The organism is Parabacteroides sp. B2-S-102 (assembly GCF_023656665.1).
GTDB lineage: Bacteria > Bacteroidota > Bacteroidia > Bacteroidales > Tannerellaceae > Parabacteroides > Parabacteroides distasonis.
On sequence record NZ_JAMOKM010000005.1, the window covers coordinates 136,566 to 162,725 of the forward strand.

A 26,160-nucleotide genomic window follows, 5' to 3' on the forward strand; every position below is an offset into this window, starting at 1 on the left:
TCTCAAGAATTATTGAGGCATTTTTTGTTTGCGATATTGTCTCTCTCGTGATTAAGAACTATCTTTGACAAACTATCCAATAGTGGATGCCGAATCAAAATCAATTGACTATGAAAACAAAAAAATTGAAATTCTTCGTAAATTTGTGGTTCTTTAAGCATATCTTATAGTAAGGATCGAATATGAAAATGAGTGAAAAGGAGGTTGATACATCAAATGAACTACGGGTCTTGTCCCTGTTCTCTGGATGTGGGGGCATGGATTTAGGATTCGAGGGGGATTTTATATGTCATCGTAAGTCTATATCTCCTCAAAGTACCTGGGTTCAAGAGGTTATCGATGAACACTGGGTTCGTTTACAGAAGAATCGTTTTCGAACGGTCTTTGCGAATGATATATTGAAAGAGGCACAAACCGCTTGGCTTCAATATATGGATCGATTCGGATATGATAAAAACGTTTATAATACAAAGAGTATCGTAGACTTGGTGAAAGAGCATCGAGCGGGGAAAAAAGTTTTCCCTAAAAATATAGATGTCGTCACGGGAGGTTTTCCTTGCCAGGATTTCAGTGTCTCTGGTAAACGTCTGGGATTTGAGTCGAATAAGGATCATACCGGGAAATTGCGTGAGGACGATGAGGCCTCGGAAGAGACGAGGGGTAAACTTTACTATTGGATGAAGCAGGTGATCGATATTACGAGACCCAAGATATTTATCGCGGAGAACGTGAAGGGACTGGTGAATCTGGGAGACGTGAAAAGTATTATTCAGAGAGACTTCGCCCATGCGGCTGGGGATGGATATATTGTTTTAGATCCTCAAGTTTTACATGCGGGCAATTATGGGGTTCCGGAGTCTAGAGAGCGTGTGATTTTTATCGGGATACGTAAGTCCGCGTTAAAGGTTAAGGCTTTAAGAGCGCTTCAAGAGGAGAAGATACCCAAAGCTTACGATCCTTATCCGAGTCCGACACATGCTTGCACCGTGGAAGATAAGAAACTATTGCCACCGGTGGTTTGTCGGGATGTATTTGTAGGATTGGAGGAACCGGATAGGACAGAAGATCCATCCCAGCGGTATTATTCACAGGCGAAATATATGGGAGCTCATTGTCAAGGTCAAAAGGAGATCGCGCTGGATAATATTGGCCCGACGATTCGTTCCGAGCATCATGGAAATATAGAATACCGTCGTTTATCCCGGGAGCATGGGGGCGTTATTACGGAAGAATTAGACGCCGGTTTACAAGAACGTCGCTTAACTCCTCGAGAATGTGCTTTGATACAGACGTTTCCGCCGGATTATACGTTTGTCTCCCATAAAAAGAACAGTACACGTTTTGAGTTAAGTGCCTCAGGCGCTTATAAGGTGATCGGTAACGCGGTTCCTCCAGTATTAGCGTATCATATAGCGAATCGCATACAGACTTTATGGCCGTTGTATTTTAAAAAGAGATAATATGGAAGAGGAGAATATTATTACTGTGCGTAATAGAAATCTTCAAAAAGCGGATGAGGCTTTTGCGGATTTTATGTTTATGCTGGAATCATACTTGAATGAAAAAGCAGCTGCTATTCCGGGTACGTATTGCGATTGTAAGAGTAAGGAACTGGAAAATGTAGTAGTGAACGTGATGAAAGAACTTTGCGGTAGAACTCCTTTCCGTGTGGAGGAGATACGCTTGGTTTCCGCCCAATATTTTCCAGATATTATCGCGGAGAAATATTATGGGGTTGAGGTAAAATCTACAAAAGAGAACCATTGGACATCTACGGGAAGTAGCATCGTGGAGTCTACACGTGATAAGAATGTAGAAAATATCTATATGCTCTTCGGCAAACTGGGAGGTAAGACGGCGGAGTTTAAGTGCCGTCCTTATGAGGATTGTCTCTCCGATATAGCTGTTACCCATTCTCCCCGTTATTTGATTAATATGGAATTAACGAAAGAGCAGACTATTTTTAGTAAGATGGGAGTTGCTTATGATCAATTAAGGAATGCTCCGGATTCTATAGAGATCGTTCGAAAATATTATAGGGAAAAAGCCATTAAAGCCAAAAAGAAAGCTATGCCTTGGTGGTTGGGCACTTCCGCTGAGGAAAGTTTGGAGGAGCATACGGATATGAATATAAGCCTGTGGGTGGATAATGGAGAATATGCGGATCCGGAAAGGAATAAGAGACTAAAAGCGGAGATATTTATTTTATTCCCGGAAGTAGTGAGTGGGAATTATGAGAATGCTGCCTTATGGTTATGTACGCGCCGGTCTGTTGTTAATTTTCATATGCGGGACACTTTTTCCGCAGGGGGCCAACAATTGAAACTGAATGATGAACTTCTGCCTTTTCCTTTACCGCATGTGGTTGGTGAGTTGTTAGAATCTGCGACTTTAATAAAGAACTATCTTCTTAATAGTGATGATTTAGACTTAGATATATCGGAATTCCGTCCAGAACTTATGTTGCCTAACCGATATGAGGTCTGGCTTAATGATATTTGGAAACGTATTCATCAACTAAAACCTTATAAAAGGAAAGAGACTATCGAAGAATTGGGCGGTATTTCATTGGCCGAATGGATCGATAGGAAATATACTTTGTCTGTAAAATAAAATATATCTTCTTCTCGATCGTCTCCCTAAGATCATAGATCGTATCAAGAAGCATACCTATCCCGGAAAAATACGCTGTTTTATATCTCCACAAACGGCTTAACGACTTGTATATGGAATTAGTAGGGGATTGAGACGGTTGATTTAGAACTAATAGCGAATCAGAAGGGTTATACAAATACGTAACATTAAAGTTTAAAGCTATGAAGTTTTTTATTGACACGGCGAATCTGGACCAGATCCGGGAAGCGAATGAATTGGGAGTATTGGATGGCGTGACGACTAATCCGTCCTTAATGGCGAAAGAGGGAATCCGGGGGGTGGAAAATCAACGGAAACACTATTTGGAAATTTGCGAGATCGTGGGCGGGGATGTAAGCGCCGAGGTAATCGCTACCGACTTAGAGGGCATGATAAAAGAAGGGGAGGAGTTGGCAGCTTTACATCCTAATATAGTCGTTAAAGTACCTTGTATCGAAGCGGGGATTAAAGCGATAAAATATTTCACCAGAAAAGGCATCCGTACGAATTGTACGCTGGTTTTCTCTGTCGGTCAGGCGTTATTGGCGGCTAAGGCCGGGGCTACGTATGTATCGCCCTTTGTCGGGCGTTTGGATGATATTGCCAGCGACGGGATAGAGCTGGTACGTAAGATCGTGGAAATGTATGATTATTATGATTATGATACCCAAGTTTTAGCGGCTTCTATCCGTAGCACCCAGCATATCATCCAATGCGTGGAGGCCGGGGCGGATGTGGCTACTTGTCCTTTGTCCGCCATTAAAGGCTTATTGAAACACCCGTTAACGGATAGTGGGCTAGCTACTTTTCTAGCGGATTATAAGAAAGTAAACGGATAGAAAAAAAATAGTACCTTTGTGCGGATTAATTCGTAAACGCATTTAAAAGATTACTATCGTGGCAAAAGTTGTGGAAACCCCTTTGATGAAGCAGTATTTCGATATAAAAGCGAAACATCCGGACGCTATCCTTTTATTCCGGGTTGGAGACTTTTACGAGATGTATGGCGAGGACGCCGTGATTGGCGCGGAAATACTGGGTATCGTACAGACCAAACGTGCGAATGGCGTAGGGCAGCATGTTGAGATGGCGGGATTTCCACATCATGCCTTGGATTCTTATCTGCCGAAGTTGGTGCGGGCCGGAAAGCGTGTGGCTATTTGCGACCAGCTGGAAGACCCTAAGTTGACGAAGAAACTGGTGAAGCGGGGTATTACGGAATTGGTGACTCCCGGTGTTTCCATCAATGATAATATACTGAATCATAAAGAGAATAATTTCTTGGCCTCTATCCATTTCGCCAAGGAGGTATGTGGTATTTCTTTCTTGGATATCTCTACCGGCGAGTTCATGACAGCGGAGGGTTCCATCGATTATATCGACAAATTACTCAATAATTTTTCCCCGAAGGAAGTGTTGATCGAACGGGGAAACAAGAAGCGTTTCGAGGAGGCTTTCGGTCCTCGTTTCTTTATCTTTGAGCTGGATGACTGGATCTTTACGACCTCGGCCGCCGAGGATCGCCTGTTGAAGCATTTCGAGACGAAGAACTTGAAGGGTTTTGGCGTACAACACTTGAAATTAGGTATTATCGCTTCCGGGGCGATTCTGTATTATCTGGACCAGACCCAGCATACGCATATTTCCCATATCACCGCTTTATCCCGTATCGAGGAGGATCGATACGTCCGCTTGGATAAGTTTACGGTACGCAGCTTGGAACTGGTGGGTACGATGAACGATGAGGGAACAAGCTTGTTGGACGTGATCGATAAGACGATCTCGCCGATGGGCTCTCGTATGCTTCGCCGGTGGATACTATTCCCGCTAAAGGATGTAAAACCGATCCAAGAACGCCAAGAGGTCGTGGATTATTTCTTCCGTGAACCGGAGACAAAGGAGTTGCTGGATACGCAGTTGGAGCAGATCGGCGATTTGGAACGTATTATCTCCAAGGTGGCTGTCGGCCGTGTATCTCCTCGTGAGGTGGTTCAGCTAAAGGTCGCGCTTCGTGCGATCGAGCCGATCAAGGAGGCATGTATGGCGAGCGGGGAACCCAGCTTATGCCGGATCGGGGAGCAATTAAACGCTTGCGCCTTGATCCGCGACCGGATTGAGAAAGAGATTAATAACGATCCCCCTTCGTTGGTCAATAAGGGAGGAATTATAGCGAAGGGTGTCAACGAGGAATTGGATGACTTGCGTGCCATCGCTTATTCCGGCAAGGATTATTTGTTGAAGGTACAGCAGCGCGAGATCGAATTGACGGGTATCCCAAGCTTGAAGATCGCTTTCAACAACGTCTTCGGCTATTATATAGAGGTACGTAATACCCATAAGGATAAAGTCCCGGCGAATTGGATCCGTAAACAGACCTTGGTGAACGCCGAGCGCTATATTACCGAGGAGTTGAAGGAATACGAGGAGAAGATATTAGGGGCGGAAGAAAAGATCCTTGCTCTGGAGACCCGCCTTTTCAATGAGCTGGTATTGGCCTTGACGGAGTATATTCCGCCTATCCAGATGAACGCGAACTTGATCGGGCGTATCGATTGCCTTTTATCTTTCGCCAAGGCCGCGGAGGCGAATAAGTATATCCGTCCGGTCGTGAGTGATTCCGACAAGATCGACATAAAGGGAGGTCGCCACCCGGTAATCGAGAAACAACTGCCCTTGGGAGAACCTTATATCGCCAATGATGTCTATCTGGATGACGAGAAACAACAGATCATCATTATCACGGGTCCGAATATGGCCGGTAAGTCTGCCTTATTGCGTCAGACAGCCTTGATTACGCTCATGGCGCAAATCGGTTGCTTTGTTCCGGCCGAGAGCGCCCATATCGGTATCGTGGATAAGATATTTACCCGTGTAGGCGCCTCGGATAATATCTCGGTGGGTGAGTCTACTTTTATGGTCGAGATGAATGAGGCTTCCGATATATTAAATAATATGACTTCCCGGAGCTTGGTGCTTTTCGACGAGTTAGGGCGGGGTACCAGTACCTACGATGGCATATCAATCGCTTGGGCGATCGTGGAATATATTCATGAGCACCCGAATGCGAAGGCGAAAACGCTGTTCGCTACCCATTACCACGAGCTGAACGAGATGGAGCGTGCCTTTAAGCGGATCAAGAACTATAACGTATCGGTCAAGGAAGTAGGGAATAAGGTGATATTTTTGCGTAAGTTGATACCGGGAGGAAGCGAGCATAGCTTTGGTATCCACGTGGCGAAAATGGCCGGTATGCCTAAAAGCATCGTGAAGCGTTCGAATGAGATCTTGAAGCAGTTGGAGTCCGAGAATCGTCAGGAGGGTATTACGGGTAAGCCTGTAAAAGCGATCGCCTCTGCCGCCGAGGGGTATCAGCTGAGTTTCTTCCAGTTGGATGATCCGGTGTTGAGCCAAGTACGGGATGAGATCAAGAACTTGGACGTGAATAATCTTACCCCCTTGGAAGCCTTGAACAAACTGAGTGAGATTAAGCGGATTATTACGGGGAAATAATCCGCTTGATCGTATTACCGATGATTGGTAATCGTTTACTTTTTAGGTCTCACCAACACTACCACCCGGTTGTCATCCTCTTCCAATGTCGCGGCCACCTCTTTTAGTTTGCCTTTCAGCTTTCCCCTTTTATAGTCCTGGCAAAGTTCGGAAGCATTGATGGTAGAGCACAATTCGCCTTTTGAATTGATGGGAGGAAATGTCACCATATAGATTTCTTTCTTATAAGAATAATCATCGTTGTATGTGATATAGTTGAAAAATTTCTTTTCTTGCGTATCGTATGCGAAGTACTTTCTCGGGAAACCTTCTCCGGTGTTAAAATCATATATATTCGTTACGCTTTCCATGAAATAATAACGATCGGAAATCAATCTTAAGACGACGAAAACGCCCGGATCCATGGTGTGGATAGGGGGTGTTCGTGCGATAAGCGGGCGCAAACTGTAATCAGGCATTAAGGTGTATACCGTATCTGAAGAGGCCTCAAATAGAATCCAATTACCCTTAAAAGGAATTATACTGTTATACGGACCTGGTCCAGCTGCTCTTGTTTCTCCTTTATCATAAAGTCTTTCAACGATATGGAATAATTGCTTCTCTTTATATGGAACCGTGATTTCTTTCGTTATACTTCCATCTTGCTTCGACACAAGCAAGAACGGTACCTCAAAATTAAACTTATCATAGCAAATCAAGTTGTCCTTGTCATAATCAAGCATTTCCACGTAAAACGAACTTTTCTCGCTTCTTTGATTCAGACTTCGTTTGAAATTTCCTTCCAAATCATAGACCCTTATCTTTTTCGCATGAAAATCATTTACGAAAATCTCTTCGTTTTCTTCATCTAACGAAACCGATCTCATAGACACGTATTCTTCTCCACCTTGTCCCTTGCGATTTATTTTGCGAATAGCTTTTCCGTTCCGGCCATATACGAAAATATTGCCATCATCGTAAAAGTTTGTCACGATTATGTATTTCTCGCCAACCGCCTGCACGCATGCCCGATTGATAAACTCATCGTTTGTTTCCAGCGGAATATACTCCATATCCATGAAGTCTTGAAGGACCAACTCTTTTTTGGTTGAATAACTATCGTTTACATCCACGGTTATAAGACCATCGGTCGATGAATGGTCGCCTCCACATCCAGCCATTACAAACAGGATGATTATCCCTGTAAAAATGAATCTTTTCATACGCGTATGATTTTTGTTTAACTTATGGTGGTGAAGATACTATAAAAAGCCGATGGTTTTCACGAAATTATCCTATTATTTGTTGATCTCACTGGTAATTTCCTGCACATCTTGGAGCGTAAAACGCCCTAACAATTGCATGACGCTGAAGCTCCCGTCGTCCATGTCGGCTATCATGATCAACTCCTGTATCAGTTCTCCTTGTTGCTTGACGTAGAAATTGGCTTTGGTCTTTCCATCTTTTACTCGCATGAGTTCTTCATGATCCTTTCCGATCAAGGCTTTGAACTCACCTCGCATTCGTTCCCTTAAATCCGCTTTTTGGGTGGTGAGTATTTGCAGGGATTCTATTTTCCCTTTCAGGTTGGCAAGGTTGAGTCCGGCGGTTTCCATGACCGGCATCATCTGAAACATCTTTTTGGAGATATATACGGAAGTAACATCGTCCATATCCGCATATTTGTCGAAAAGCTTGTTCTGGGCAAAACAGATATTCACGCAGCAGAGAAGCAGTATTGTATATAGTTGTTTGAGTCTCATTGTATTAATCATTTAAATGTTTATTTACGATCTTGTTTATTTTTGTGATCTCTTGACTGGCTTCATTGACCTGCCCGAGACCTTTGTTTAAATTCCTAGACATGAACGCCAAGGCATTTTGGGCTACGACAGCTGCCTCTTCAGGATCGGTAAAGGTATCGGCCATAACGGGAGCCGGACGATTTGTCTCCGTGAAGATGAGGAATAGGGCGCCAAGAATAGCGGCGGCGATTCCGCTTATCCAATAGAAGGAACGTCTTCGTGAGACTCGGGGAGATATCTCTTCTTGGGCTAGGAAGTCGATTTGTCGTTCCAGCCTTTCGGAAAGTCCCTCCGGTAAGGCTAAATCCTCTTGGAGTGCCTTGTTTATTAGTTCATCTATCTTTTTATCATCCATGACAACTTGCTTTTTCTAGTTTCTCCCGGATCAATTTGCGTGCCCGGGAAAGTAATGTTCTTATATTAGAGGAGCTAAGCCCTGTAATCTGTTCAATGTCCTCATAGGAACAATCCTCAATACCACGCAGGCGGATTACCTGCCTCTGGTTCTCGGGGAGCTGTTCTATCAGTTCTTGTATACGCCGGATATCCTCTTTTTCTTCCAATTCCTTTTCCGGCGAGGAGTCGGTCGTTAATAGAACGGTCTCCAATGCCTCTTCGTTGTCTCTTCGGCTTGCTTTGGGCGAGCGCAGGAAATCCAGACAAAGATTTTTGACCAATGTTATGGAAAATGCTTCCGGATTCTGGATATCTCCCAGCTCATCCCTTTTATTCCATAATTTGCAATAGGCATCTTGAAGTATGTCTTCCGCATCCGCTTTATTGTCTAATAAGGCATAAGCGATCCGATAGAGTTTAGGATGAAAGGGTAGGAACCGTTGTTTAAAAACATCAACGTCCATCAGTATCGCCCTTAATAATTTCCAGTTTTGTGCTCATTGATTACCCGGTCTAGATCGGACGGGCTGATCTTTCCTTTGATACGGATTAACGCATTGTCGCTTCCTGTCGTGAATATGACCAGTTCACGGATCATATCCTCTTTTATTTTGACAAGAACTTTCGTGCGACTGTCCCTTTCATTTGCCGTGACCATCGTCTCATAATCAGGATCTCTCAGGTTCCGTATGGCGGTAGACAGTCGGTCTTTCACCTCTTGGGCACAATTATCAAATTCAAGGATCTCTATACCGTTTACTCCCATTGTCTCGGTGAACAGGCTGGCTAGCTTCATCGTTATGTTTCCGATATTTACGGAAGTAACATCGCTTTCACCCCGGAAAGCATTGAATAATTGATCCATCTTCTGCTGCCCGTATCCTACTTGGCTGATAAGGAGGATGGCCAGTAACACTAGTAATCTTTTCATTGTAATTGACTTTTTCGTTAATACTATGTTTTTGGATCGCCCTTCGTCCGTGCGCCTTAGAGTGGGGGCTTTCACAAAGAAGACGGGATAAGGGATTTGTTTGTTACAAAAATAGGCAAAAAAGATTAGAGTCCGGGCGTATTTATTCTCGATAGGCTTTACGGTAAGAATGAAAAGTTCCATAGATTAGTACTCTTATTTTATATACTGATTATTTTTTCTTCAGTTTAGGTGTCCATATATAGGCGACGGAATCGTGTAACCTGATATCTTTACCATCGAAATATAACTTATAGGAATATTTATATCCTTTATTCCAGCAGGTGCCTTCCGGAATGATGTATTTGTAAGTTCTTCCATTGATAGTAAAGATCGCCTCAACTTCTTTTTCCCGGATAGGAGAGTAGGTAGGGACTATACGGATATTTTGCTCCTCCGCTTTCGCGTGTCGTAAAGTTACGGATGGATCTATTGTAAGTAAAGTGGCTTTATATGCCCCGGGAGTTCCTTTGATATTTCCGGTTACGATATCCATTGTCCCGGTATATTGCAAGGTATTACCTCCCGCACGGTTACCGATCTGTATGGAGGTTAGCTTGAATAGCCCGTTGATGTCCGAATCTTGATATATTTCGAATGAGAGAAGTGATAATGCATAATTCATGGAGAGTTTCGCGAGCGGAGATTTACGGTTGACCTCTTTTTGGCCTTGCGAGAGCCTCCCATATTCATAAGAGGGGGGTTCCGCCGCGATTGGGGATATTTTGATCGGTATGGAGGTAGGATCTAACGGTATTTGTACTTTATAAGGTGAGTAAGCGTAGATCATGACTGGTCGATTAGATCTAAGGAATACCTGCGGTGTTTGTTTCCATTTTAAAGAACCTTTTGATGAGCCTACAGCCTTTGATTTTACGTTTTTATAAAGAGATGCGCCTTTATATAAACTGTCTTGATTACCATAGGTTATAAATAATCCTATTTCGGACCCTTCGGGCAGAATTTCGGTGAATACTGAAGAACCTGCCGTATAGGACCGGGTGGTCATTTCAAGAACTGACTTTCGTGCGGTTGATTTCTCTTTGGACATCCACTGCTGATTTTCATGACATCCGGTAAAGATGATTAACAAGATCGTAATTAATAATAATTTGTTCATTTTGTCTAATGTTTTAATGGAACCTTTCAAACAATAAACATTTGAGCCAATATAGTTTATTATTCTATTACTATTAATTATTATTCCTGTTATAAAATGATATTTTTATATATTATATAGTAACGATTGTTTTATCCTCTTAATACGCAAAGTAATCTGCTTTATTGTATACTATAATAATCAATATATCCAAGAGATATAAAGTTATTATTAAACGGGTCTCGTCCTTGTAATAGTCAAATAGAAGAGTGTTTTTGGCGATAAGTTGAGAGGGAATGATAACCCTTGAATGTAAAAGGGTATTTGGACGAGACCCGTTGTTTCTCTTATTGAGAGAATATATAGAGTCGGCTGAATGAAAAACACATCGTACGGGTAGTGACCCCGATGGTCTAATTCGCCGGAATGATAGAGCCAATTGTTATTTTCAGTGTAGTTGCCGGTGGCAAACGGATCAAAGCTTGCCACGGCATTACACCTTAATAACCACAACATAAAAAACTTACATGATATTGCCGATCAATCCTTCGTCGTTACCCGGTAACCAGTCTGTGATAGAGACGTCTCGCAATTGTAACGACCTTCCGTTAAAGCTTAGCTTATATAAATATTTTTTCCCTTTTTCCCATTGGGTGTTAGCGGGTATGTCAAATTTGTAGGTTTCTCCGTTGATCGTGAATAAGGTCTCCACGTCTCCGGTTCCGATCGTGCCGGAAGGTGGAATTACCATGAGCCGCATAGGATCACAATATTTCTCGTTGATGAGGGTAACCGGATTCGTCAAGGATAATACCGTGGATGCGGACGTGCTACGGGCGGTAGAACCGATGATATCGCCCGTCGTGATATCGAGGGTTCCTTCGCTGACTAAAGTTGTTCCACCGGGCTTATTTCCTACTTGAACGGAACTTATAATAAAGGCACCTGTCTTGCCTTTGCTTAGGTTCAGCTGGAAAGATATAAGCGATAGGGCATGATTCATGCTGAGTAATACAAGTGGCGAGGTACTGTTGACCGCTTTTTGTCCGATCGCATGGGTTCCATACATATAATCATCGGTCTCCAATGCGTTCGGGGCCAGTTTAACAGGTATCTGCCGGGCGTTAAAATTTATATCTTCTTGATATGGATAATATGCGTATATCGTAGCTTCATTAGAGTCAAGGATCACTTCCGGACTCTGTTGCCACCGGATTTTTCCATTCACTCTATAAGCTTTTACGCTTACGTTTTTATAAGTGGATATGCCATTGTATAAATCGTCGACTGTACCGGACGTGATTTGTAGTCCGAGCATAGAGCCTTCTTTAAATTCTTGTATAAAATTGGTGGATTTTGTAGTTAGGATACGAGTCGTTATTTGGAGTGGTTTTTCATTCCAGCCGATATTCTCAAGACCTCCGAAGTCTTTGTCGTTGGAGCAACCCCAAAAGCTTAAAATCATACTGGTAAAGAGTACTAAATTTCTCATTATTTTACTTATTTTTGTGTGAAACTTCTGGATGCAAATATCGGGTGGTTAAGGGGAAAGGGAGGTGCATACGGTCTAAAACGTCGGTGAAATCGTATAAAATTAGATCGTTCAAATTGTCTAAGGCGTTCATATTGTTAACTGAGGGGTCAAAAAGAACATTCGGGGGGGCGTATTGTTTAATAGATAGGAGGTAGTGTTATTATGTTGGATAAAATTCAGTTTCTACTAAGCTTACAGATATTAGGCTTTTGTGTTTTTGGTGGTATTACCCTGCTACTACGGGCCCGTGAGAATAGGGCAAAACAGATTTTGGGGTGGAGTATGTTATTATGGGCGTTTTTAGCGGCGGTACGAGTATCGGTTAACCTGTATTTAGAGGATTCAAAAGAGATATTTCATCCGGATGTGCTGATTATGGGATGTATTGTGGTAGCTACATTAGCTTGTTACGTGATAGAAGTGTTACGACCTTGCTATATGACCGTTCGCCGTTTCTTTATTTTTACCAGTCCGATATGGGTATTGGGTATTTCTTTTTTGATTTACCGGCTATCCGGTGGAAATATTCATCGTTATAACTCTTTTGGCGAGGTATTCGATACCTTGAATCTGGATGTGGTTATAAGGCTTTTGATTTTATTTTTCACGCTTCTGTATATGATCGTTCCTATTTATCTGATCTTGCGCTATAGTGAGGGATTTAAGGTGTATTTAAGGGAAAATGTATCGGACCCGGAAGATTATGATCTGGACTGGTTGAAAAAGACCATGCTGATCCTTTCTTCTATGTATATTTTTTATTTGGTATTGTTGTTTACGGATCGGGTTAGCCTATATGTAATCGACAAAACGTTTTTATTGGTTTTATGGTACTATTTCTTTTATAAGGCCTTGTTCCTAAAGGTTATCCATTTGGATCACACATTCGAGAGCGGATGGGGATTACCCGATTTGGAGGAGGATACGGATGATGATCAAGGTAGTGAGGAACAGAAAGGCATCATACGCCAAAGGTATGTTGAGGAAGTACAGGCGTGGTTTGAACGTGAAAAGCCCTATCTACGGGAAGATTTACGCTTAACGGATTTACAGCGGATCTTCCCGATGAGCCGCTCTTATCTATCCCAATTGTTTAATAAAGAATTAGGTTGTTCCTTCTCGGATTACGTAAACCATTTCAGGGTAGAGGAAAGCAAACGTTTATTGGAAGCCGAACCTCTGGCCAGTATACAAGAGATAGCCGAACGTTCGGGCTTCCATTCTATCAGTACGTTCCGTCGTGCGTTTATTAAGCAGACAGGGGTTATTCCTTCCGAATACAGGAGAGACGGGAACGAGTCAATTTAACCGGTAACTGACGAAAGCGAATCGCTTGCTATCGGGTGCCCAAGAGTTTACGTTTATCGTACCTTGCCCGCCGAATAGTTTGACTAAAGTCTTAGGTTCTCCGCCCTCGGCTGGCATAAGGCGTAACTCTACGTTTTTATTGGCGAGGTGTTGTCCGGGTTCCAGATCACCTTTTGTATAGGTGATGAAAACGATTTGTTTTCCATCCGGAGAGATGTGGGGAAACCAAGAATTTCGGGTCTCATCGAATGTCATCTGGGTTTGTTCGGAACCATCCGCCTTCATGCGCCAGACTTGCATAAGCCCGGTACGTACGGAGTTGAACCAGATATATTGTCCGCAAGGTGAGTATTCGGGGCCATCGTCCAAACCTTCGGCTGTCGTAAGACGTTTTTCTTCTCCGCCTAGGGCAGGAATGACGTAAACATCAAAATTACCGTTTCTCTCGGCGCAATAAGCGAGTTGTTTTCCGTCGGGGCTCCACCCGTGTAGGTAGCTAGGACCGAGTGGGGTAATCAATCGGGGAACACCTCCTTCGAAAGGCAGGGTATAGATACGCGACCGGCCATCTTCTTTCGTTCCGTTACTGATCGCTATTTGCTTCCCATCCGCGGAGATCACATGGTCGTTGTTGCAACGGGTCGCGTAGTCGCTATTGATTAATTGCGGCTCTCCCGGAGATTCCGGAGAGAGCTTATATAATTTTCCTCCACTATTATATACAAGCCAATTACCATCCGGAGTCCAGTTAGGTGCCTCGATCAAAAAAGGGAATTCCTTGACAACGGAACGTTGCCCGGTCGTAATGTCCATCACTTCCAGCACACTAGTCACATTCTTTTTTTGGGCATGCGTACAAAAAACAGCGATACACATACAAAGTACAGAATTGAGAAAACGTTTCATATACATATAGATTTAAAGGATATAAGAAAACCGGGTAAAATTAGCTTTACGCTATTTTACCCGGTTTCAAAGATATAATTTATTTCGATTACTCCTTATACATTGAAACGGAAATGCATGATATCTCCATCTTGCACAACATATTCCTTACCTTCAACGCTCATCTTTCCGGCCTCTTTAACAGCAGCCTCGGAGCCATAAGCGATATAATCCTCGTACTTGATCACCTCGGCACGGATAAATCCTTTTTCGAAGTCCGTATGGATAACACCGGCGCATTGAGGAGCTTTCCAGCCTTTATGGAACGTCCACGCACGACATTCGTCCGATCCGGCGGTCAAGAAGGTTTGCAGATTCAATAATTTGTAAGCCGATTTAATCAAACGGCTTACGCCAGACTCTTCCAATCCGATCTCTTGTAAGAACATCTGGCGTTCCTCATAGGTATCGAACTCAGCGATCTCGCTCTCGATCTTAGCGGCGACTACTAGAATCTGGGCATCCTCGTCTTTAACCGCCTCGCGTACGGCATCTACATATTTATTGCCGTTTACGGCGCTAGCCTCATCCACGTTACAAACATACATGACAGGTTTATCCGTCAGCAAGAATAAATCGTGGGCAATGCGTTCCTCGTCTTTCGTATCAAAAGAAACGGTACGTGCGCTTTTTCCTTGTTCTAAAGCCTCTTTGTATTTACAAAGTACCTCGTAAGCGATCTTGGCTTGCTTATCACCTCCGGTTTGCGCTTGTTTTTGCACCTTGGCGATACGGCTGTCTATCGTTTCCAAATCCTTGATCTGAAGCTCATAGTCAATGATCTCCTTATCACGGACCGGGTCTACACGTCCGTCCACGTGCACGATATTATCGTCGTCGAAGCAACGCAATACGTGCAAGATAGCGTCTGTCTCACGGATATTAGCCAAGAACTTATTGCCTAATCCCTCGCCTTTACTCGCTCCTTTCACCAATCCGGCGATATCCACGATCTCTACGGTGGTGGGGATCACTCGCTGCGGATGTTCGATTTCCGCTAGTTTATTCAGTCGCTCGTCGGGTACGGTGATCACGCCTACATTCGGTTCGATCGTACAGAACGGAAAGTTCGCTGATTGTGCCTTCGCGTTGGATAGGCAATTGAAAAGGGTAGACTTTCCTACGTTCGGAAGTCCCACAATGCCACATTGTAATGCCATATTATTATCGTATTTTTTATTATCAATCTGTTATATAGTCGCTCCAAGCGACTTGTTTTGAGTTCGCAAAGATAATCAATTTTAGGCTGATACGGTTATTTTCTTAGGCTTTCTCTTCATGCTTAACCGGTTGCCTCATCGATTGTTTGTTTAATAATGTTTTAACGAGTTTGTTCATAGGCTTCTTTATTAATGTTATTTTTTACTTAGGTTGTTCTCTCATATTTCCGGTAAAAGAAAGTCAATAACAAGAATCCGATAAAAGCGAATCCGGAACCTATCAAGGCCGGATATTTATAACCAAGGCCGACCTCCAATGGTAACCCACCACAATAAGCTCCGATAGCATTTCCTAAATTGAACGCAACTTGTACGCTGGCGGCTCCCAGCATCTCTCCACCTTTGGAGTAACGGATCAATAATACTTGTTGAGGGCTTGAGACGGCGAATAATCCCGCCGTACACAGACACATCAGCAAGACATTTAACCAAGATATTTGTGCCAAGAAGAAGACGAGCAGTAGGGCTACGCAAATCATGCCTTGCGCTATGGCCGCTACCCGTCCGGGCATATATTTATCGGATAGGCGGCCACTGATCAAGTTGCCCGCTACCATACCGAAACCTGCCAATACCATTAGAACAGTAAGGCTTTCGGCCGAGAAGCCGGATACTTGTGTCAATAGCGGGCTGATATAGCTATACCAGCAAAATACACCTCCGTTACCTAGCATTGTCGCCCCTAGGATTAACCATGGCGCTTGAGTCTTAAGAAAACGAAATTGTCCTTTAAAGCCAGTATCCGGAAGGTTCTCTACCATAGGTACCCATCTCCAGATGTAATATAAGATGGCTATGCCCCAGCAACCAACCAGTAAGAAAGTCAGACGCCACGAGAGCATGGTGCTGAGGGCCGTCCCCAACGGGACACCGAATAGGTTGGCGATCGTCATCCCCGCTATCATGATAGAGACAGCCTCGGAGCCTCTTCCTTTATCAGCAAGCTTTTCGGCTACGATGGAGCCAACACCGAAGTAAGCTCCGTGAGGCAATCCAGAGATGAAGCGGGCTATCATCAATACCCAGTAATTAGACGCTAATGCGGCGCATAAATTACCGATCATCATAATCCCTACTAAAACAAGCAAAATGTGTTTTAATGGATATCTACGGGCGATAATCAACATGGGAGCGCCTACGCAAACCCCTAGTGCATAAGCTGAGATCAGATGCCCGGCTGTAGCAATGCTGATGTGTAAATCTTTCGCGATGTCGGGTAGGATACCCATCATTACGAACTCGGCAATCCCCAGCCCAAGGGTACCGAAAGCTAAAGCGATCAAACTTTTTTTCATAACCTAAAATGCTCAACAATCTTTTCGAGCGCAAATATAGTGTATAGTATACATTATTATTTGCTTTTCGGAATGTTTTTAGGGGAAAGTTTTGCGTTTCGTGATGGGCTGTTAGGGTCTTAAAAAAACATGTACGTCTTTCAAGAAAAAGTCGTACGTGTTTTCAGGAAAACACGTACATGTTTTTTTAAGGGGAATTCCGGCATTATTTTAATGCGCCTCCAACCAGTTCTCTCCCTCGCCGCAATCGGCGATTAAGGGGACTTGTAGTTTCATGACGTTTTCCATTTCCTCCAGCACGATTTTCTTTACCACCTCGGCTTCCTCTTTGTAGACATTGAAGTTTAACTCATCGTGTACTTGGAGGATCATCTTGCTTTTCAATCCCTCTTCCTCAAAGCGTTCGTAAATGCGTACCATCGCTAGTTTGATGATATCGGCGGCGCTCCCTTGGATAGGGGCATTGATCGCGTTTCGCTCGGCATAGCCGCGTACGACGGCGTTGTGTGAGTTGATATCCGGAAGGAAACGCTTGCGCTTGAAAATGGTCTCTACGTATCCTTTTTCCTTGGCTACTTTGACGCTCTCCTCCATGTATTCCTTGATGCGGGGGTAGGTGCTGAAATAACCGTCTATCAGTTCCTTGGACTCAGAACGAGGGATGCCCAGACGCTCGGCGAGCCCGAAGACGGAGATGCCGTAGATGATACCGAAGTTGGCGGTTTTCGCCTTCCGGCGCATATCGCTGGTTACTTCTTCTACCGGGATTCCGTAGATCTTGGCGGCGGTAGCGGCGTGAATATCCGCTCCGCTTTGGAAAGCCTCGATCATATGCGGGTCACCGCTCAGGTGGGCCATGATACGAAGTTCGATCTGGGAGTAGTCGGCCGAGAAGAAGAGGCAATCCGTATTGTCCGGGATAAATGCCTTACGGATCTCACGACCCAGATCGTCCCGTACCGGAATGTTTTGCAGGTTCGGATTGGTAGAGCTGAGGCGTCCGGTAGATGTTACCGCTTGGTTGAAAGAGGTATGTATCTTTCCGGTCTGCGGATTGATCAACTCGGGTAGAGCGTCGATATAGGTACTTAATAACTTTTTAAGTCCGCGGTATTCAAGAAGCTTGCCGATGATGGGATGCTTGTTGCGAAGTTTCTCCAATACATCCTCGCTGGTACTGTAACCGCCAGTTTTGGTCTTCTTCGCTTTCTCGTCCAGCTTCAAGCGGTCGAAAAGGATTTCGCCGACCTGTTTCGTGGAGTTGATGTTGAATTCCGCACCGGCCAGCTCGTAAACCTCTTGCTCCAGCTTGTTCATGGAGGCGGTAAGTTCCCCCGAAGATTGCTTAAGCGCTACCGTATCCAGCGTGACGCCGGTGGCCTCCATTTCCGCTAATACATATATTAATGGCATCTCGATCGTGGTGAAGAGGGATTCCAGTCCTTCTTTCTTCAACTCGGGCGCGAAATAATTCTTTAGCTTGAGCGTGACGTCTGCGTCCTCGGCGGCGTATTCGGCGATTTGCTCCACGGGTACGTTTCGCATCGATAACTGGTTCTTTCCTTTTGGGCCGATCAGTTCCTCGATGTGGACGGTCTGGTACTTGAGGTAGGTCTCCGCTAGGTAATCCATTCCGTGCCGTAATTCCGGATTCAGCAGGTAATGGGCGATCATCGTATCGAACAGAGGACCGGCTACCTTCACGTTGTATTTACGAAGTACCAAAATATCGAATTTGATGTTTTGCCCGATCTTTAATGATTTCGGATTTTGCAGGGCAGGGGAGAAGCGTTCCACTACTTTCGCCGCCTCTACTGAGTTGGCGGGAACAGGGACATACCAAGCCTCGTTTTCTTTCACGGCGAACGACATTCCGACCAATCCGGCTTTCAAGGGATCGATGCCATCGGTTTCCGTGTCAAAAGCGAAAAATTCTTGACCCAATAAAAAGCGGGCTAAATCGGCTTGTTTTTCCTCTGTATCAGTTAAATAATAGTTATGGGGGGTGGACTTTAAGTCCGTGAGAATCGATTTTTTGGGCTCTTCCGTACTCTCGGGCGTAAAAATCGCGAACAAATCGCCTTGAACGGGACCTTTCGGAGCGGCTTTGACCGGCTCAGAACTTAGTTTGTTAATAAATGTTCTAAATTCCAATTCTGTGTAAATCTCAGTCAGCCGCTCTTCGTTTGGCTTTTCACGAACGCAACGGGCGGCATCGAACCCGATAGGGACATCCGTCTTGATCGTCGCCAAGAATTTGGAGAAACGGATTTGCTCGACGTTCTCCTCTACCTTCTTCTTTTGCGCGCCTTTCAACTTATCAGTGTTCGCTAACAGGTTCTCGATGCTTCCGAATTCGGTCAGTAGTTTTTGAGCGGTCTTCTCGCCGACACCCGGACAGCCGGGGATATTATCGGAAGCGTCGCCCATCAGTCCCAGCAAGTCGATCACTTGCTCCGTACTCGTGAGGCCGTACTTGTTTAAGACCTCGGGCACGCCCATGATCTCGTAATCGCCTCCGAATTTCGGACGATACATAAATATATGTTCGGACACCAATTGGCCGTAATCTTTATCCGGCGTCATCATGTACACCTCGAAGCCTTCCTTCTCCGCCTGTTTGGACACGGTGCCGATCACATCGTCCGCCTCGTAGCGGGGTACTTCCAGAATCGGAATATTGTAAGCCTCTATGATTTCTTTAATGATAGGGACGGATTGACGGATCACTTCCGGCGTCTCTTCCCGTTGTGCCTTGTATTGCTCGAAGGCCTCATGGCGGAAGGTCGGTCCCTTCGGGTCAAAGGCCACCGCTATATGAGTCGGGTTCTCACGTTTTAATACATCCTCCAGACTGTTGATAAAACCGAAAATGGCGGAGGTATTCACACCCTTGGAGTTGATACGCGGATTCTTGATGAAGGCGTAATAGGAGCGATAAATTAACGCATACGCATCTATAAGGAATAACTTCATTACTTTTAACACGTTTTAGTGGGACAAAATCTGGGTAAATGTACGAAAAAACTCGCTTACTCGATAGTTTTTGTTACTTTTGCGAATCTTTGCATGGAATTATGGATGAAAGAAGGAAAATAGAAGAACCGGTTTCCGCTGAATTTGAACGTTTCAATAAGGATTTCGAGGCATCTCTACGCAGCGAGACGACCCGGTTACAATCGGCTATCGACGTTATACTGAATTCTACCGGGAAGCATGTGCGTCCGTTATTGGTGCTCCTTACCGCCAAGGTCTGTGGACAGGTTACGGATAACACGATCAATTCCGCTGTCTTGCTGGAGCTTTTGCATACCGCCACGTTGATTCACGATGACGTGATCGATGAGACGAAGCAACGTCGTGGCGTTCCCTCATTGAACGCTATCTTCGATAACCGTATTTCCGTGTTGGTAGGCGATTACGTGCTTTCTACCGCTTTGATCCGTTCCATACAAACCGGCGATTTGCGGATCGTCGGGATTATCTCCAATCTGGGCAGGGACTTGTCCGAAGGTGAGATCAAGCAATTGGAGACCGCCGAGGAGAGTATCCTAGACGAGAATTGCTATCTGCAAGTGATCAAGAAGAAGACGGCTACCTTGCTTTCCGCTTGCACGGAGATCGGGGCCATTTCATCGGGCGCCTCCGCGGAGGTGATCGCTCTTTGCCGTGAGTTTGGCGAGTATCTGGGGTATTGCTTCCAGATCAAGGATGATATCTTTGATTATTTCAAGGAGGCGAATATCGGTAAGCCGACGGGAAATGACATTCGTGAGGGTAAGGTTACGCTTCCATTATTATATGCCTTGCGGCAGGGTAGGGAAGAGGAGGCCGCCCGTTATCTGGATATGATCTTGCGGAAGGATTTCGGGGCGGAGAATGTCGATTCTTTGATCGAGTTCGCCAAGGCGAACGGTGGAATCGAATATGCCGAGGCCCGCATGAAGGAATATCATGATAAGGCGGTCGATGTTCTTTTGAGATTGCCAGAGTCTGAGGCACGGACATCCTTGATCCAGCTGGCCGATTATATCATGACTCGCTCCAAATAGAAATTCCTTTATCTATTAGTTGTAGAGAGATGGCTCTTGTTCGTAAAAAAGTAAGTATGCTTCAATAGCCAATGAAGTTAACTTACTTGACGAAGTCAGTTAACTTCGATGCCAAGGTAAGTTAACTGACTTTGAGAGTGCTTACCGGACACAGGATTCTAAGCCATCTGAGCCCGGTTTATTAGAATGGACTATTTCCCGAGTCGTTTTTCTATATCACCGACCAGACTGCTCGCTCCTATACGGAACAAATCTTTGTTAAGCCATTCATCGCCTAGTATCTCCTTTACGATCGTATAATATCGAACTGCGTCTTCCGCCGTGCGTACGCCTCCGGAGATCTTGATGCCAACCTTGTTTCCGGTGATGGAATGGTAGGTTTTGATGGCCTTGCACATGGTATAGGCGGCCTCGAAAGTGGCTCCCGGGTATCCTTTGCCGGTAGAGGTCTTGATGAAGTCCGCGCCGGAATACATGGCTAGGATGGATGCTTTTTGGATGTTCTCCGTTGTGACTAAAGCTCCGGTCTCTAAGATTACCTTTAAATGGGCGTGGCGACAGCTCTCCTTGATCTCTTGCAATTCCTCGGTCAATTCCTCGAAATTGTCTTCCATGAAATAGCCTAGGTTCATGACAACGTCGATTTCATCGGCTCCTTGCATGACTGCCATGGCCGTTTCGGCGATCTTGACTTCCGTAAATGTCTGTGAGGAAGGAAAACCTCCGGCAACCGACGCAATCTTAACCTCTTGCGCAGTAAGTGCCTGCTTAACCGTTTCCACGAATAGGGGATAGACGCAAATAGCGGCTACGTTCGGGACATCCGGACGAGTTCCCTCGAAATCATTTACCGTGTCGACCATCTTCCAGATGTTTTCTTTGGTATCCAGACTGGTCAATGAGGTCAAGTCGATGCAGCCATGAATCGTTTTCAATACTTCCGGTGTAAAGTTTTCTTGGAAATGTTTCTCTAAAAGAGCGTTTACAGTCTCGGTGGTCTGGGTATCCGGCAGGGCCGGCTCAAACTTATTGAAAGCTTCATGATAACGGTCTATCTGTACGGAATTTGATTCGTGTTCATGTTCATGATGATGATCATGTCCACATTCGCAATCGTGATGATGTGCCATATGCTTATAGTTTTTGATTGTTTATATGTCGTTCTTTATCTCGGTCTGTTTTCTTTTGGAGATTCTTCTCGAAAGCGGCGGTAAGATCTACTCCGGTCTGGTTGGCGAGGCAAAGCAGTACCCATAAGACATCTGCCATTTCATCGCCTAAATCCCGGTGTTTGTCACTTTCCTTGAAAGACTGCTCACCGTAGGTACGTGCCATGATCCGGGCTAGCTCGCCCACTTCCTCGGTGAGGATGGTCATATTGGTAAGCTCATTGAAATAACGGACCCCATAGGTCTTGATCCAAGCGTCTACCATTTGCTGGGCTTGTTGTAAAGTTATATCTGCCATACTTATTCTTTATTTTGAGAGTCGATAATAATAGTAACCGGCCCGTCGTTTAAAAGTTCAATTTTCATATCAGCTCCGAATGTTCCGGTTTGTACAGGTTTTCCGAGTTGAAGCCCTACCTCTTCGCAAAAAGCTTTATACATCGGAATGGCGATATCCGGTTTAGACGCTTTTAAGTAGGAGGGGCGGTTCCCTTTTTTCGTAGAGGCGTGTAAGGTAAATTGGCTGACAACCATGATCTCGCCTCCCGCTTCGATAACCGAGCGGTTCATGACCCCGTTTTCATCGTCAAATATGCGTAGGTTGGTGATCTTTTTTGCCAACCATTCAATGTCTTCTTGCGTATCCTTGTCCTCGATACCGACTAATACCAATAGCCCCTTTCCAATTTTGGACTTAAGCTGTCCGTCTATCGTGACGGAAGCGTGCTGCACACGTTGTGTAACTGTTCTCATCTTGTTCGCTTTTGTTCTATTTTTGTTCGCTTTCTGTTCGCTTTCCATCCAGTCCCTCTTGTAGTGCCTTGGCTTTCGCCTCGCCAATCACGGATTTCAGTTCCTCGAAGCTTGCTTCCTTGATTCGTTTTACGCTTTTAAAGTGACGTAAAAGTAATACTTTTGTCTTTTCACCGATACCCTTAATGGTGTCTAATTCGGATTTTGTCTGGGTCTTACTTCGTTTATCCTTGTGGAAAGTGATGGCGAAACGGTGTACCTCGTCTTGTATCCGGGTAAGCAGATGGAATAGCGGACTGTCCAAACGCATGCCAACGGTTACGGGTGGGAACCCGAATAATAACTCCGAGGTCCGGTGCTTACCATCTTTCGCTAGTCCGGCGATTGGAATGGACAAGCCTAATTCATCTTCTACCACCGAGCGAACCACTTCCATTTGCCCCTTTCCACCGTCTGTTATAATTAAGTCGGGTAGGGGAGATCGCTCCTCGATTGCCCGCCCGTAACGCCTACGGACAACTTCTTTCATAGAGGCGTAATCATCCGGACCGACTACGGTCTTTATATTGTATTTACGATACTCCTGCTTGGACGGTTTTCCCATCTTGAATACCACGCAAGCCGCTACCGCATCGCTTCCCTGTATGTTTGAATTATCGAAACATTCGATATGAGCAGGCAATTTCTCCAGATGCAAGGCCTCTTGGATCTCTTTCAAGATACGGGTATTCCGTTGTTCCGGATTCAACTTTTCCGCTTGCTTCAAGCGGTCAACCTTAAACTGCTTGACGTTCATCTCGGATAAATCGAGCAGTTTCTTTTTATCCCCTCTTTGGGGAATGGTGAAGGTGACATTCTCTAGTTGCATATCCAGCTTGAAAGGCACGATAATCTCCCGGGCGGTGCTTTTAAAACGATTCCGCATCTCGATAATACCGAGGCTTAACAATTCCTCCTTACTCTCGTCCAATCGTTTTTTATACTCGAATGTATAGGCTTGTACGATCGCCCCGTTTCCGATATGCATAAAGTTCACATAAGCGGAATGGTCATTCTCTATGATCGTGAATACATCTATATTATGTAGCATCGGGGTTACGACCGTAGATTTAGAACGGTAGTTCTCGATGACTTCGTATTTTTCCTTGATCTTTTGTGCTTCCTCAAACTTGAGCTCGGCAGCGAGCGATTGCATCTCCTCATAGAGGTGTTTGCTGATTTGCGAGATGTTGCCTCGCAGAATCTCTTTGATCTCGGAAATATTTTGCTGGTATTCTTCCAATGATTGCAAGCCTTCACAAGGCCCTTTACAACGCTTGATATGGTATTCCAGACAAACCTTATAGCGTCCTTGTGCGATGGATTCGGGAGTGAGGGGATATTTACAAGTGCGTAAAGGGTAAAGTTCCTTTAGCATTTGTAGCATCACTTTCGCCGTGAACAAAGAGGGATAAGGACCGTAATATTGTGATCCGTCCCGAACGATGTTCCGGGTTTGGAAAACCCGGGGAAAGTACTCGTTCTTTACCACGATGGAAGGGTAGGTTTTGTCGTCCTTCAATAATACGTTATAGCGGGGACGATACTGTTTGATGAGGTTGTTTTCCAGTAGTAACGCGTCTTCTTCCGTATCGACGACTATATATTTGATATCCCGGATTTGCTTGACTAACACACGGGTCTTATTGCTGTCATGTACCTTGTTGAAATAAGAGGATACCCGTCGTTTTAGGTTCTTCGCCTTGCCGACGTATATAATCGTTCCGTTTTCATCGAAATACTGGTAGCATCCCGGCTTTTCCGGAATGACCGATAGGATCGTCTTGATATGTTCGTCTTTATCGGCTATCATACGAATAGGGAAGTAAATTGGAATGTCTCGCTATTGAACAAACCTTTGTTGCTAAGTTTTAAGGATGGGATCGCCAGCAATCCCATAAAAGAAAGCGTCATTTGTAATGAATCCATCGGGGATTTTAATCGCTTGATCTTTTCCTCGATCTCTTCGTAACGGCGGCTCGTCTCTTCCAATGATTCGTCGCTCATCAATCCCGCTACCGGCAAGGACAGGAGAGTGACTTCGTCCATGCAGCTCACGGCGATTCCTCCTTTCGCTTTTATGACCACATTGATCGCTTGCATAAGCTCGAAATCGGTTACGCCTATAGCGATGATGTTATGGCTATCGTGGGAGATACTTTGAGCGATGGCACCGAGCTTGAGCCCTGTTCCTTTTATAAAGGTAATAGCGGGAGGAGCCGTTTGATAGCGATTTAGAATAACGAGTTTTAAAATGTCTCGTTCTGTATCTGATTCTACAAATCCATCGAATGTATGTACAGGATATAGTTCTTCTTTCGTGATTAATTCGCTGTCTTCGCAAACAATGACACGCATCTGTTCCCCTTTCGCTTTTACCGCTAGCTTTTCTAATGTGATCGGTTTCGTGTGGAAATTATTACGATGTATAGGCTTTTGGAGTGGAAGCGTGCATTTCTCTCCATCGTATACACAGGTTCCTTGTATATAGGTTGCCTGTATGGTTAGATCCTTTAAATTGTTTACTTGGATAAAATCGGCGGAGTCTCCCTCTCGTAAGAAACCTGCGGGGATTTTATAGTGCATGGCCGGATTATAGGAAGCGGCCCGTAATACATCATATAGATCATATCCTAAATCCAGCGATTTTTTTACCATCCTATTTATGTGTCCTTTGTTTAAAAACGAAGGATGTGCGTCATCTGTACAGAACATGATTTGTTCGGGATACTCTTTCAATAGCGGATGAAGTGCGTCAAAGTTTTTCGCCGCGCTTCCTTCCCGAATAAGAACATGCATCCCAAGCTCACATTTCTCACGGCCTTTTTCTAGATAGATGGTTTCATGATCGGTGGAAATACCAGACTCGATATATGCCTTTAGCTTGGGACCTGTCGCTAGGGGATAATGTCCGTCTATGGGTTTACCCGCTTGTTTCGCGGCTTCTATTTTGCGCATAACTTCCGGATCTTTATTTAAGACTCCGGGGTAATTCATCATCTCTGCCAAGAAGTGTAGATCCTCTCGTTCCAACAAACGAGCGGTTTCGTCTGCGTCTATGATCGCACCGGAGGTTTCCATAATCGTAGCCGGTACGCAAGATGGGACACCGAACCATGTGTAGAAAGGAATCCCTTTCGCGTTGTCGAGCATATATTCGACTCCTTCGGTACCCATTACATTCGCTATCTCATGAGGGTCCGCCACGGCACCGATACTGCCATGGCGTACGGCTGCGTGAATGAATGCCGTAGGGGTTACCATGCTACTCTCTATATGGACATGTGCGTCAATAAAACCGGGGAGGAGGTAATATCCCTCATCTTGTCCGGTAGGGGTTACCTTTCCGATATGCCCGTTTAGGATTGAAATCTCTGCCCCGAAGGTGCGCCTGTTGATTATATCTACCAGATTTCCTCGTATAACCAGTGTTTTAGCTTCATTCATTTGAA

Annotated in this window: 22 protein-coding genes; 6 read left to right on the forward strand and 16 right to left on the reverse strand. The window is 44.7% G+C overall.

Translation table 11 applies throughout. The features are described 5' to 3' along the window. The first annotated feature begins 188 nt into the window (after positions 1 to 188). The 4 genes from NBH07_RS08910 (at position 189) to mutS (ending at position 6,144) form a co-directional block, all read left to right on the forward strand. Entirely contained in the window at positions 189 to 1,460 is a 1,272-nt protein-coding gene (locus NBH07_RS08910; protein WP_009275478.1) for a DNA cytosine methyltransferase, read from the forward strand. 1 nt (position 1,461) lies between these two features. Continuing rightward, positions 1,462 to 2,613, forward strand: coding sequence for a hypothetical protein (locus NBH07_RS08915; RefSeq protein WP_009016532.1), 1,152 nt, complete (start codon positions 1,462 to 1,464; stop codon positions 2,611 to 2,613). 203 nt (positions 2,614 to 2,816) lie between these two features. Further along, positions 2,817 to 3,473, forward strand: coding sequence for a fructose-6-phosphate aldolase (gene fsa / locus NBH07_RS08920; protein WP_005860406.1), 657 nt, complete (start codon positions 2,817 to 2,819; stop codon positions 3,471 to 3,473). A gap of 85 nt (positions 3,474 to 3,558) precedes the next feature. Continuing rightward, positions 3,559 to 6,144, forward strand: coding sequence for a DNA mismatch repair protein MutS (mutS, locus tag NBH07_RS08925; RefSeq protein ID WP_154397964.1), 2,586 nt, complete (start codon positions 3,559 to 3,561; stop codon positions 6,142 to 6,144). Between the two features lie 35 nt (positions 6,145 to 6,179). On the opposite strand, the gene NBH07_RS08930 is transcribed toward mutS, so the two are convergent. From NBH07_RS08930 to NBH07_RS08960, 7 genes are all read right to left on the reverse strand, one after another. After that, complete coding sequence (locus tag NBH07_RS08930) at positions 6,180 to 7,346, reverse strand: DUF4934 domain-containing protein (RefSeq protein WP_009016530.1); 1,167 nt, start codon at positions 7,344 to 7,346, stop codon at positions 6,180 to 6,182. Positions 7,347 to 7,421: 75 nt separating this feature from the next. Then, positions 7,422 to 7,886, reverse strand: a complete 465-nt coding sequence (locus NBH07_RS08935) for a DUF4252 domain-containing protein (RefSeq protein ID WP_005860412.1) — start codon at positions 7,884 to 7,886, stop codon at positions 7,422 to 7,424. A gap of 4 nt (positions 7,887 to 7,890) precedes the next feature. Next, complete coding sequence (locus NBH07_RS08940; RefSeq protein ID WP_005860413.1) at positions 7,891 to 8,283, reverse strand: diguanylate cyclase family protein; 393 nt, start codon at positions 8,281 to 8,283, stop codon at positions 7,891 to 7,893. After that, positions 8,276 to 8,788, reverse strand: coding sequence for a GFO_1088 family ECF-type sigma factor (locus tag NBH07_RS08945; RefSeq protein ID WP_005860415.1), 513 nt, complete (start codon positions 8,786 to 8,788; stop codon positions 8,276 to 8,278). Before NBH07_RS08945 ends, NBH07_RS08940 begins: the two co-directional genes overlap by 8 nt. Positions 8,789 to 8,799: 11 nt before the next feature. Next, the gene (locus NBH07_RS08950; protein WP_029257165.1) at positions 8,800 to 9,255 is read right to left on the reverse strand and encodes a DUF4252 domain-containing protein; all 456 of its coding nucleotides are present in this window, start codon (positions 9,253 to 9,255) and stop codon (positions 8,800 to 8,802) included. 211 nt (positions 9,256 to 9,466) lie between these two features. Then, entirely contained in the window at positions 9,467 to 10,414 is a 948-nt protein-coding gene (locus NBH07_RS08955) for a fimbrillin family protein (protein ID WP_008778918.1), read from the reverse strand. A gap of 502 nt (positions 10,415 to 10,916) precedes the next feature. Further along, positions 10,917 to 11,885, reverse strand: coding sequence for a fimbrillin family protein (locus NBH07_RS08960; RefSeq protein ID WP_005860423.1), 969 nt, complete (start codon positions 11,883 to 11,885; stop codon positions 10,917 to 10,919). A 204-nt stretch (positions 11,886 to 12,089) separates the two neighbouring features. Here NBH07_RS08960 and NBH07_RS08965 point away from each other — a divergent pair, with 204 nt between their 5' ends. Further along, the gene (locus NBH07_RS08965) at positions 12,090 to 13,235 is read left to right on the forward strand and encodes an AraC family transcriptional regulator (RefSeq protein WP_005860425.1); all 1,146 of its coding nucleotides are present in this window, start codon (positions 12,090 to 12,092) and stop codon (positions 13,233 to 13,235) included. On the opposite strand, the gene NBH07_RS08970 is transcribed toward NBH07_RS08965, so the two are convergent. The 4 genes from NBH07_RS08970 to polA form a co-directional block, all read right to left on the reverse strand. Continuing rightward, a complete protein-coding gene (locus NBH07_RS08970) occupies positions 13,227 to 14,141 on the reverse strand; it encodes a TolB family protein (protein ID WP_005860427.1) in 915 nt (304 codons plus the stop codon). The two genes, NBH07_RS08965 and NBH07_RS08970, sit on opposite strands and share 9 nt — an antisense overlap. Positions 14,142 to 14,236: 95 nt before the next feature. After that, a complete protein-coding gene (ychF, locus tag NBH07_RS08975) occupies positions 14,237 to 15,340 on the reverse strand; it encodes a redox-regulated ATPase YchF (protein WP_005860429.1) in 1,104 nt (367 codons plus the stop codon). A 206-nt stretch (positions 15,341 to 15,546) separates the two neighbouring features. Then, positions 15,547 to 16,695, reverse strand: coding sequence for an MFS transporter AraJ (araJ, locus tag NBH07_RS08980; RefSeq protein ID WP_005860430.1), 1,149 nt, complete (start codon positions 16,693 to 16,695; stop codon positions 15,547 to 15,549). A gap of 210 nt (positions 16,696 to 16,905) precedes the next feature. After that, the gene (gene polA, locus NBH07_RS08985; protein ID WP_039848501.1) at positions 16,906 to 19,671 is read right to left on the reverse strand and encodes a DNA polymerase I; all 2,766 of its coding nucleotides are present in this window, start codon (positions 19,669 to 19,671) and stop codon (positions 16,906 to 16,908) included. 101 nt (positions 19,672 to 19,772) lie between these two features. Here polA and NBH07_RS08990 point away from each other — a divergent pair, with 101 nt between their 5' ends. Beyond that, complete coding sequence (locus NBH07_RS08990; RefSeq protein WP_009016525.1) at positions 19,773 to 20,747, forward strand: polyprenyl synthetase family protein; 975 nt, start codon at positions 19,773 to 19,775, stop codon at positions 20,745 to 20,747. 191 nt (positions 20,748 to 20,938) lie between these two features. On the opposite strand, the gene deoC is transcribed toward NBH07_RS08990, so the two are convergent. Genes deoC through ade form a run of 5 tightly spaced genes read right to left on the reverse strand, consistent with a single transcriptional unit; the run spans position 20,939 to position 26,155 of the window. After that, positions 20,939 to 21,877, reverse strand: coding sequence for a deoxyribose-phosphate aldolase (gene deoC / locus NBH07_RS08995; protein WP_008778913.1), 939 nt, complete (start codon positions 21,875 to 21,877; stop codon positions 20,939 to 20,941). Positions 21,878 to 21,881: 4 nt separating this feature from the next. Further along, positions 21,882 to 22,214, reverse strand: a complete 333-nt coding sequence (locus tag NBH07_RS09000) for a nucleotide pyrophosphohydrolase (protein ID WP_008778912.1) — start codon at positions 22,212 to 22,214, stop codon at positions 21,882 to 21,884. 2 nt (positions 22,215 to 22,216) lie between these two features. Next, positions 22,217 to 22,669 carry a D-aminoacyl-tRNA deacylase gene (gene dtd / locus NBH07_RS09005; protein WP_005860440.1) on the reverse strand — a complete coding sequence of 151 codons (453 nt, stop codon included), beginning with the start codon at positions 22,667 to 22,669 and terminating at the stop codon, positions 22,217 to 22,219. Positions 22,670 to 22,685: 16 nt separating this feature from the next. After that, positions 22,686 to 24,521: an excinuclease ABC subunit UvrC gene (uvrC, locus tag NBH07_RS09010; RefSeq protein ID WP_005860442.1), complete on the reverse strand. Its 1,836-nt coding sequence runs from the start codon at positions 24,519 to 24,521 to the stop codon at positions 22,686 to 22,688. Next, positions 24,518 to 26,155: an adenine deaminase gene (gene ade / locus NBH07_RS09015; protein WP_005860444.1), complete on the reverse strand. Its 1,638-nt coding sequence runs from the start codon at positions 26,153 to 26,155 to the stop codon at positions 24,518 to 24,520. Before ade ends, uvrC begins: the two co-directional genes overlap by 4 nt. Positions 26,156 to 26,160 lie beyond the last annotated feature (5 nt).

What these genes read in the sequence shown, in the direction of transcription:
- NBH07_RS08910 (WP_009275478.1), top strand. Translation starts at nt 189, where the DNA reads ATGAGTGAAAAGGAGGTTGATACATCAAATGAACTACGGGTCTTGTCC.
- NBH07_RS08915 (WP_009016532.1), top strand. Translation starts at nt 1,462, where the DNA reads ATGGAAGAGGAGAATATTATTACTGTGCGTAATAGAAATCTTCAAAAA.
- fsa (WP_005860406.1), top strand. Translation starts at nt 2,817, where the DNA reads ATGAAGTTTTTTATTGACACGGCGAATCTGGACCAGATCCGGGAAGCG.
- mutS (WP_154397964.1), top strand. Translation starts at nt 3,559, where the DNA reads ATGAAGCAGTATTTCGATATAAAAGCGAAACATCCGGACGCTATCCTT.
- NBH07_RS08930 (WP_009016530.1), bottom strand. Translation starts at nt 7,346, where the DNA reads ATGAAAAGATTCATTTTTACAGGGATAATCATCCTGTTTGTAATGGCT.
- NBH07_RS08935 (WP_005860412.1), bottom strand. Translation starts at nt 7,886, where the DNA reads ATGAGACTCAAACAACTATATACAATACTGCTTCTCTGCTGCGTGAAT.
- NBH07_RS08940 (WP_005860413.1), bottom strand. Translation starts at nt 8,283, where the DNA reads ATGGATGATAAAAAGATAGATGAACTAATAAACAAGGCACTCCAAGAG.
- NBH07_RS08945 (WP_005860415.1), bottom strand. Translation starts at nt 8,788, where the DNA reads ATGGACGTTGATGTTTTTAAACAACGGTTCCTACCCTTTCATCCTAAA.
- NBH07_RS08950 (WP_029257165.1), bottom strand. Translation starts at nt 9,255, where the DNA reads ATGAAAAGATTACTAGTGTTACTGGCCATCCTCCTTATCAGCCAAGTA.
- NBH07_RS08955 (WP_008778918.1), bottom strand. Translation starts at nt 10,414, where the DNA reads ATGAACAAATTATTATTAATTACGATCTTGTTAATCATCTTTACCGGA.
- NBH07_RS08960 (WP_005860423.1), bottom strand. Translation starts at nt 11,885, where the DNA reads ATGAGAAATTTAGTACTCTTTACCAGTATGATTTTAAGCTTTTGGGGT.
- NBH07_RS08965 (WP_005860425.1), top strand. Translation starts at nt 12,090, where the DNA reads ATGTTGGATAAAATTCAGTTTCTACTAAGCTTACAGATATTAGGCTTT.
- NBH07_RS08970 (WP_005860427.1), bottom strand. Translation starts at nt 14,141, where the DNA reads ATGAAACGTTTTCTCAATTCTGTACTTTGTATGTGTATCGCTGTTTTT.
- ychF (WP_005860429.1), bottom strand. Translation starts at nt 15,340, where the DNA reads ATGGCATTACAATGTGGCATTGTGGGACTTCCGAACGTAGGAAAGTCT.
- araJ (WP_005860430.1), bottom strand. Translation starts at nt 16,695, where the DNA reads ATGAAAAAAAGTTTGATCGCTTTAGCTTTCGGTACCCTTGGGCTGGGG.
- polA (WP_039848501.1), bottom strand. Translation starts at nt 19,671, where the DNA reads ATGAAGTTATTCCTTATAGATGCGTATGCGTTAATTTATCGCTCCTAT.
- NBH07_RS08990 (WP_009016525.1), top strand. Translation starts at nt 19,773, where the DNA reads ATGGATGAAAGAAGGAAAATAGAAGAACCGGTTTCCGCTGAATTTGAA.
- deoC (WP_008778913.1), bottom strand. Translation starts at nt 21,877, where the DNA reads ATGGCACATCATCACGATTGCGAATGTGGACATGATCATCATCATGAA.
- NBH07_RS09000 (WP_008778912.1), bottom strand. Translation starts at nt 22,214, where the DNA reads ATGGCAGATATAACTTTACAACAAGCCCAGCAAATGGTAGACGCTTGG.
- dtd (WP_005860440.1), bottom strand. Translation starts at nt 22,669, where the DNA reads ATGAGAACAGTTACACAACGTGTGCAGCACGCTTCCGTCACGATAGAC.
- uvrC (WP_005860442.1), bottom strand. Translation starts at nt 24,521, where the DNA reads ATGATAGCCGATAAAGACGAACATATCAAGACGATCCTATCGGTCATT.
- ade (WP_005860444.1), bottom strand. Translation starts at nt 26,155, where the DNA reads ATGAATGAAGCTAAAACACTGGTTATACGAGGAAATCTGGTAGATATA.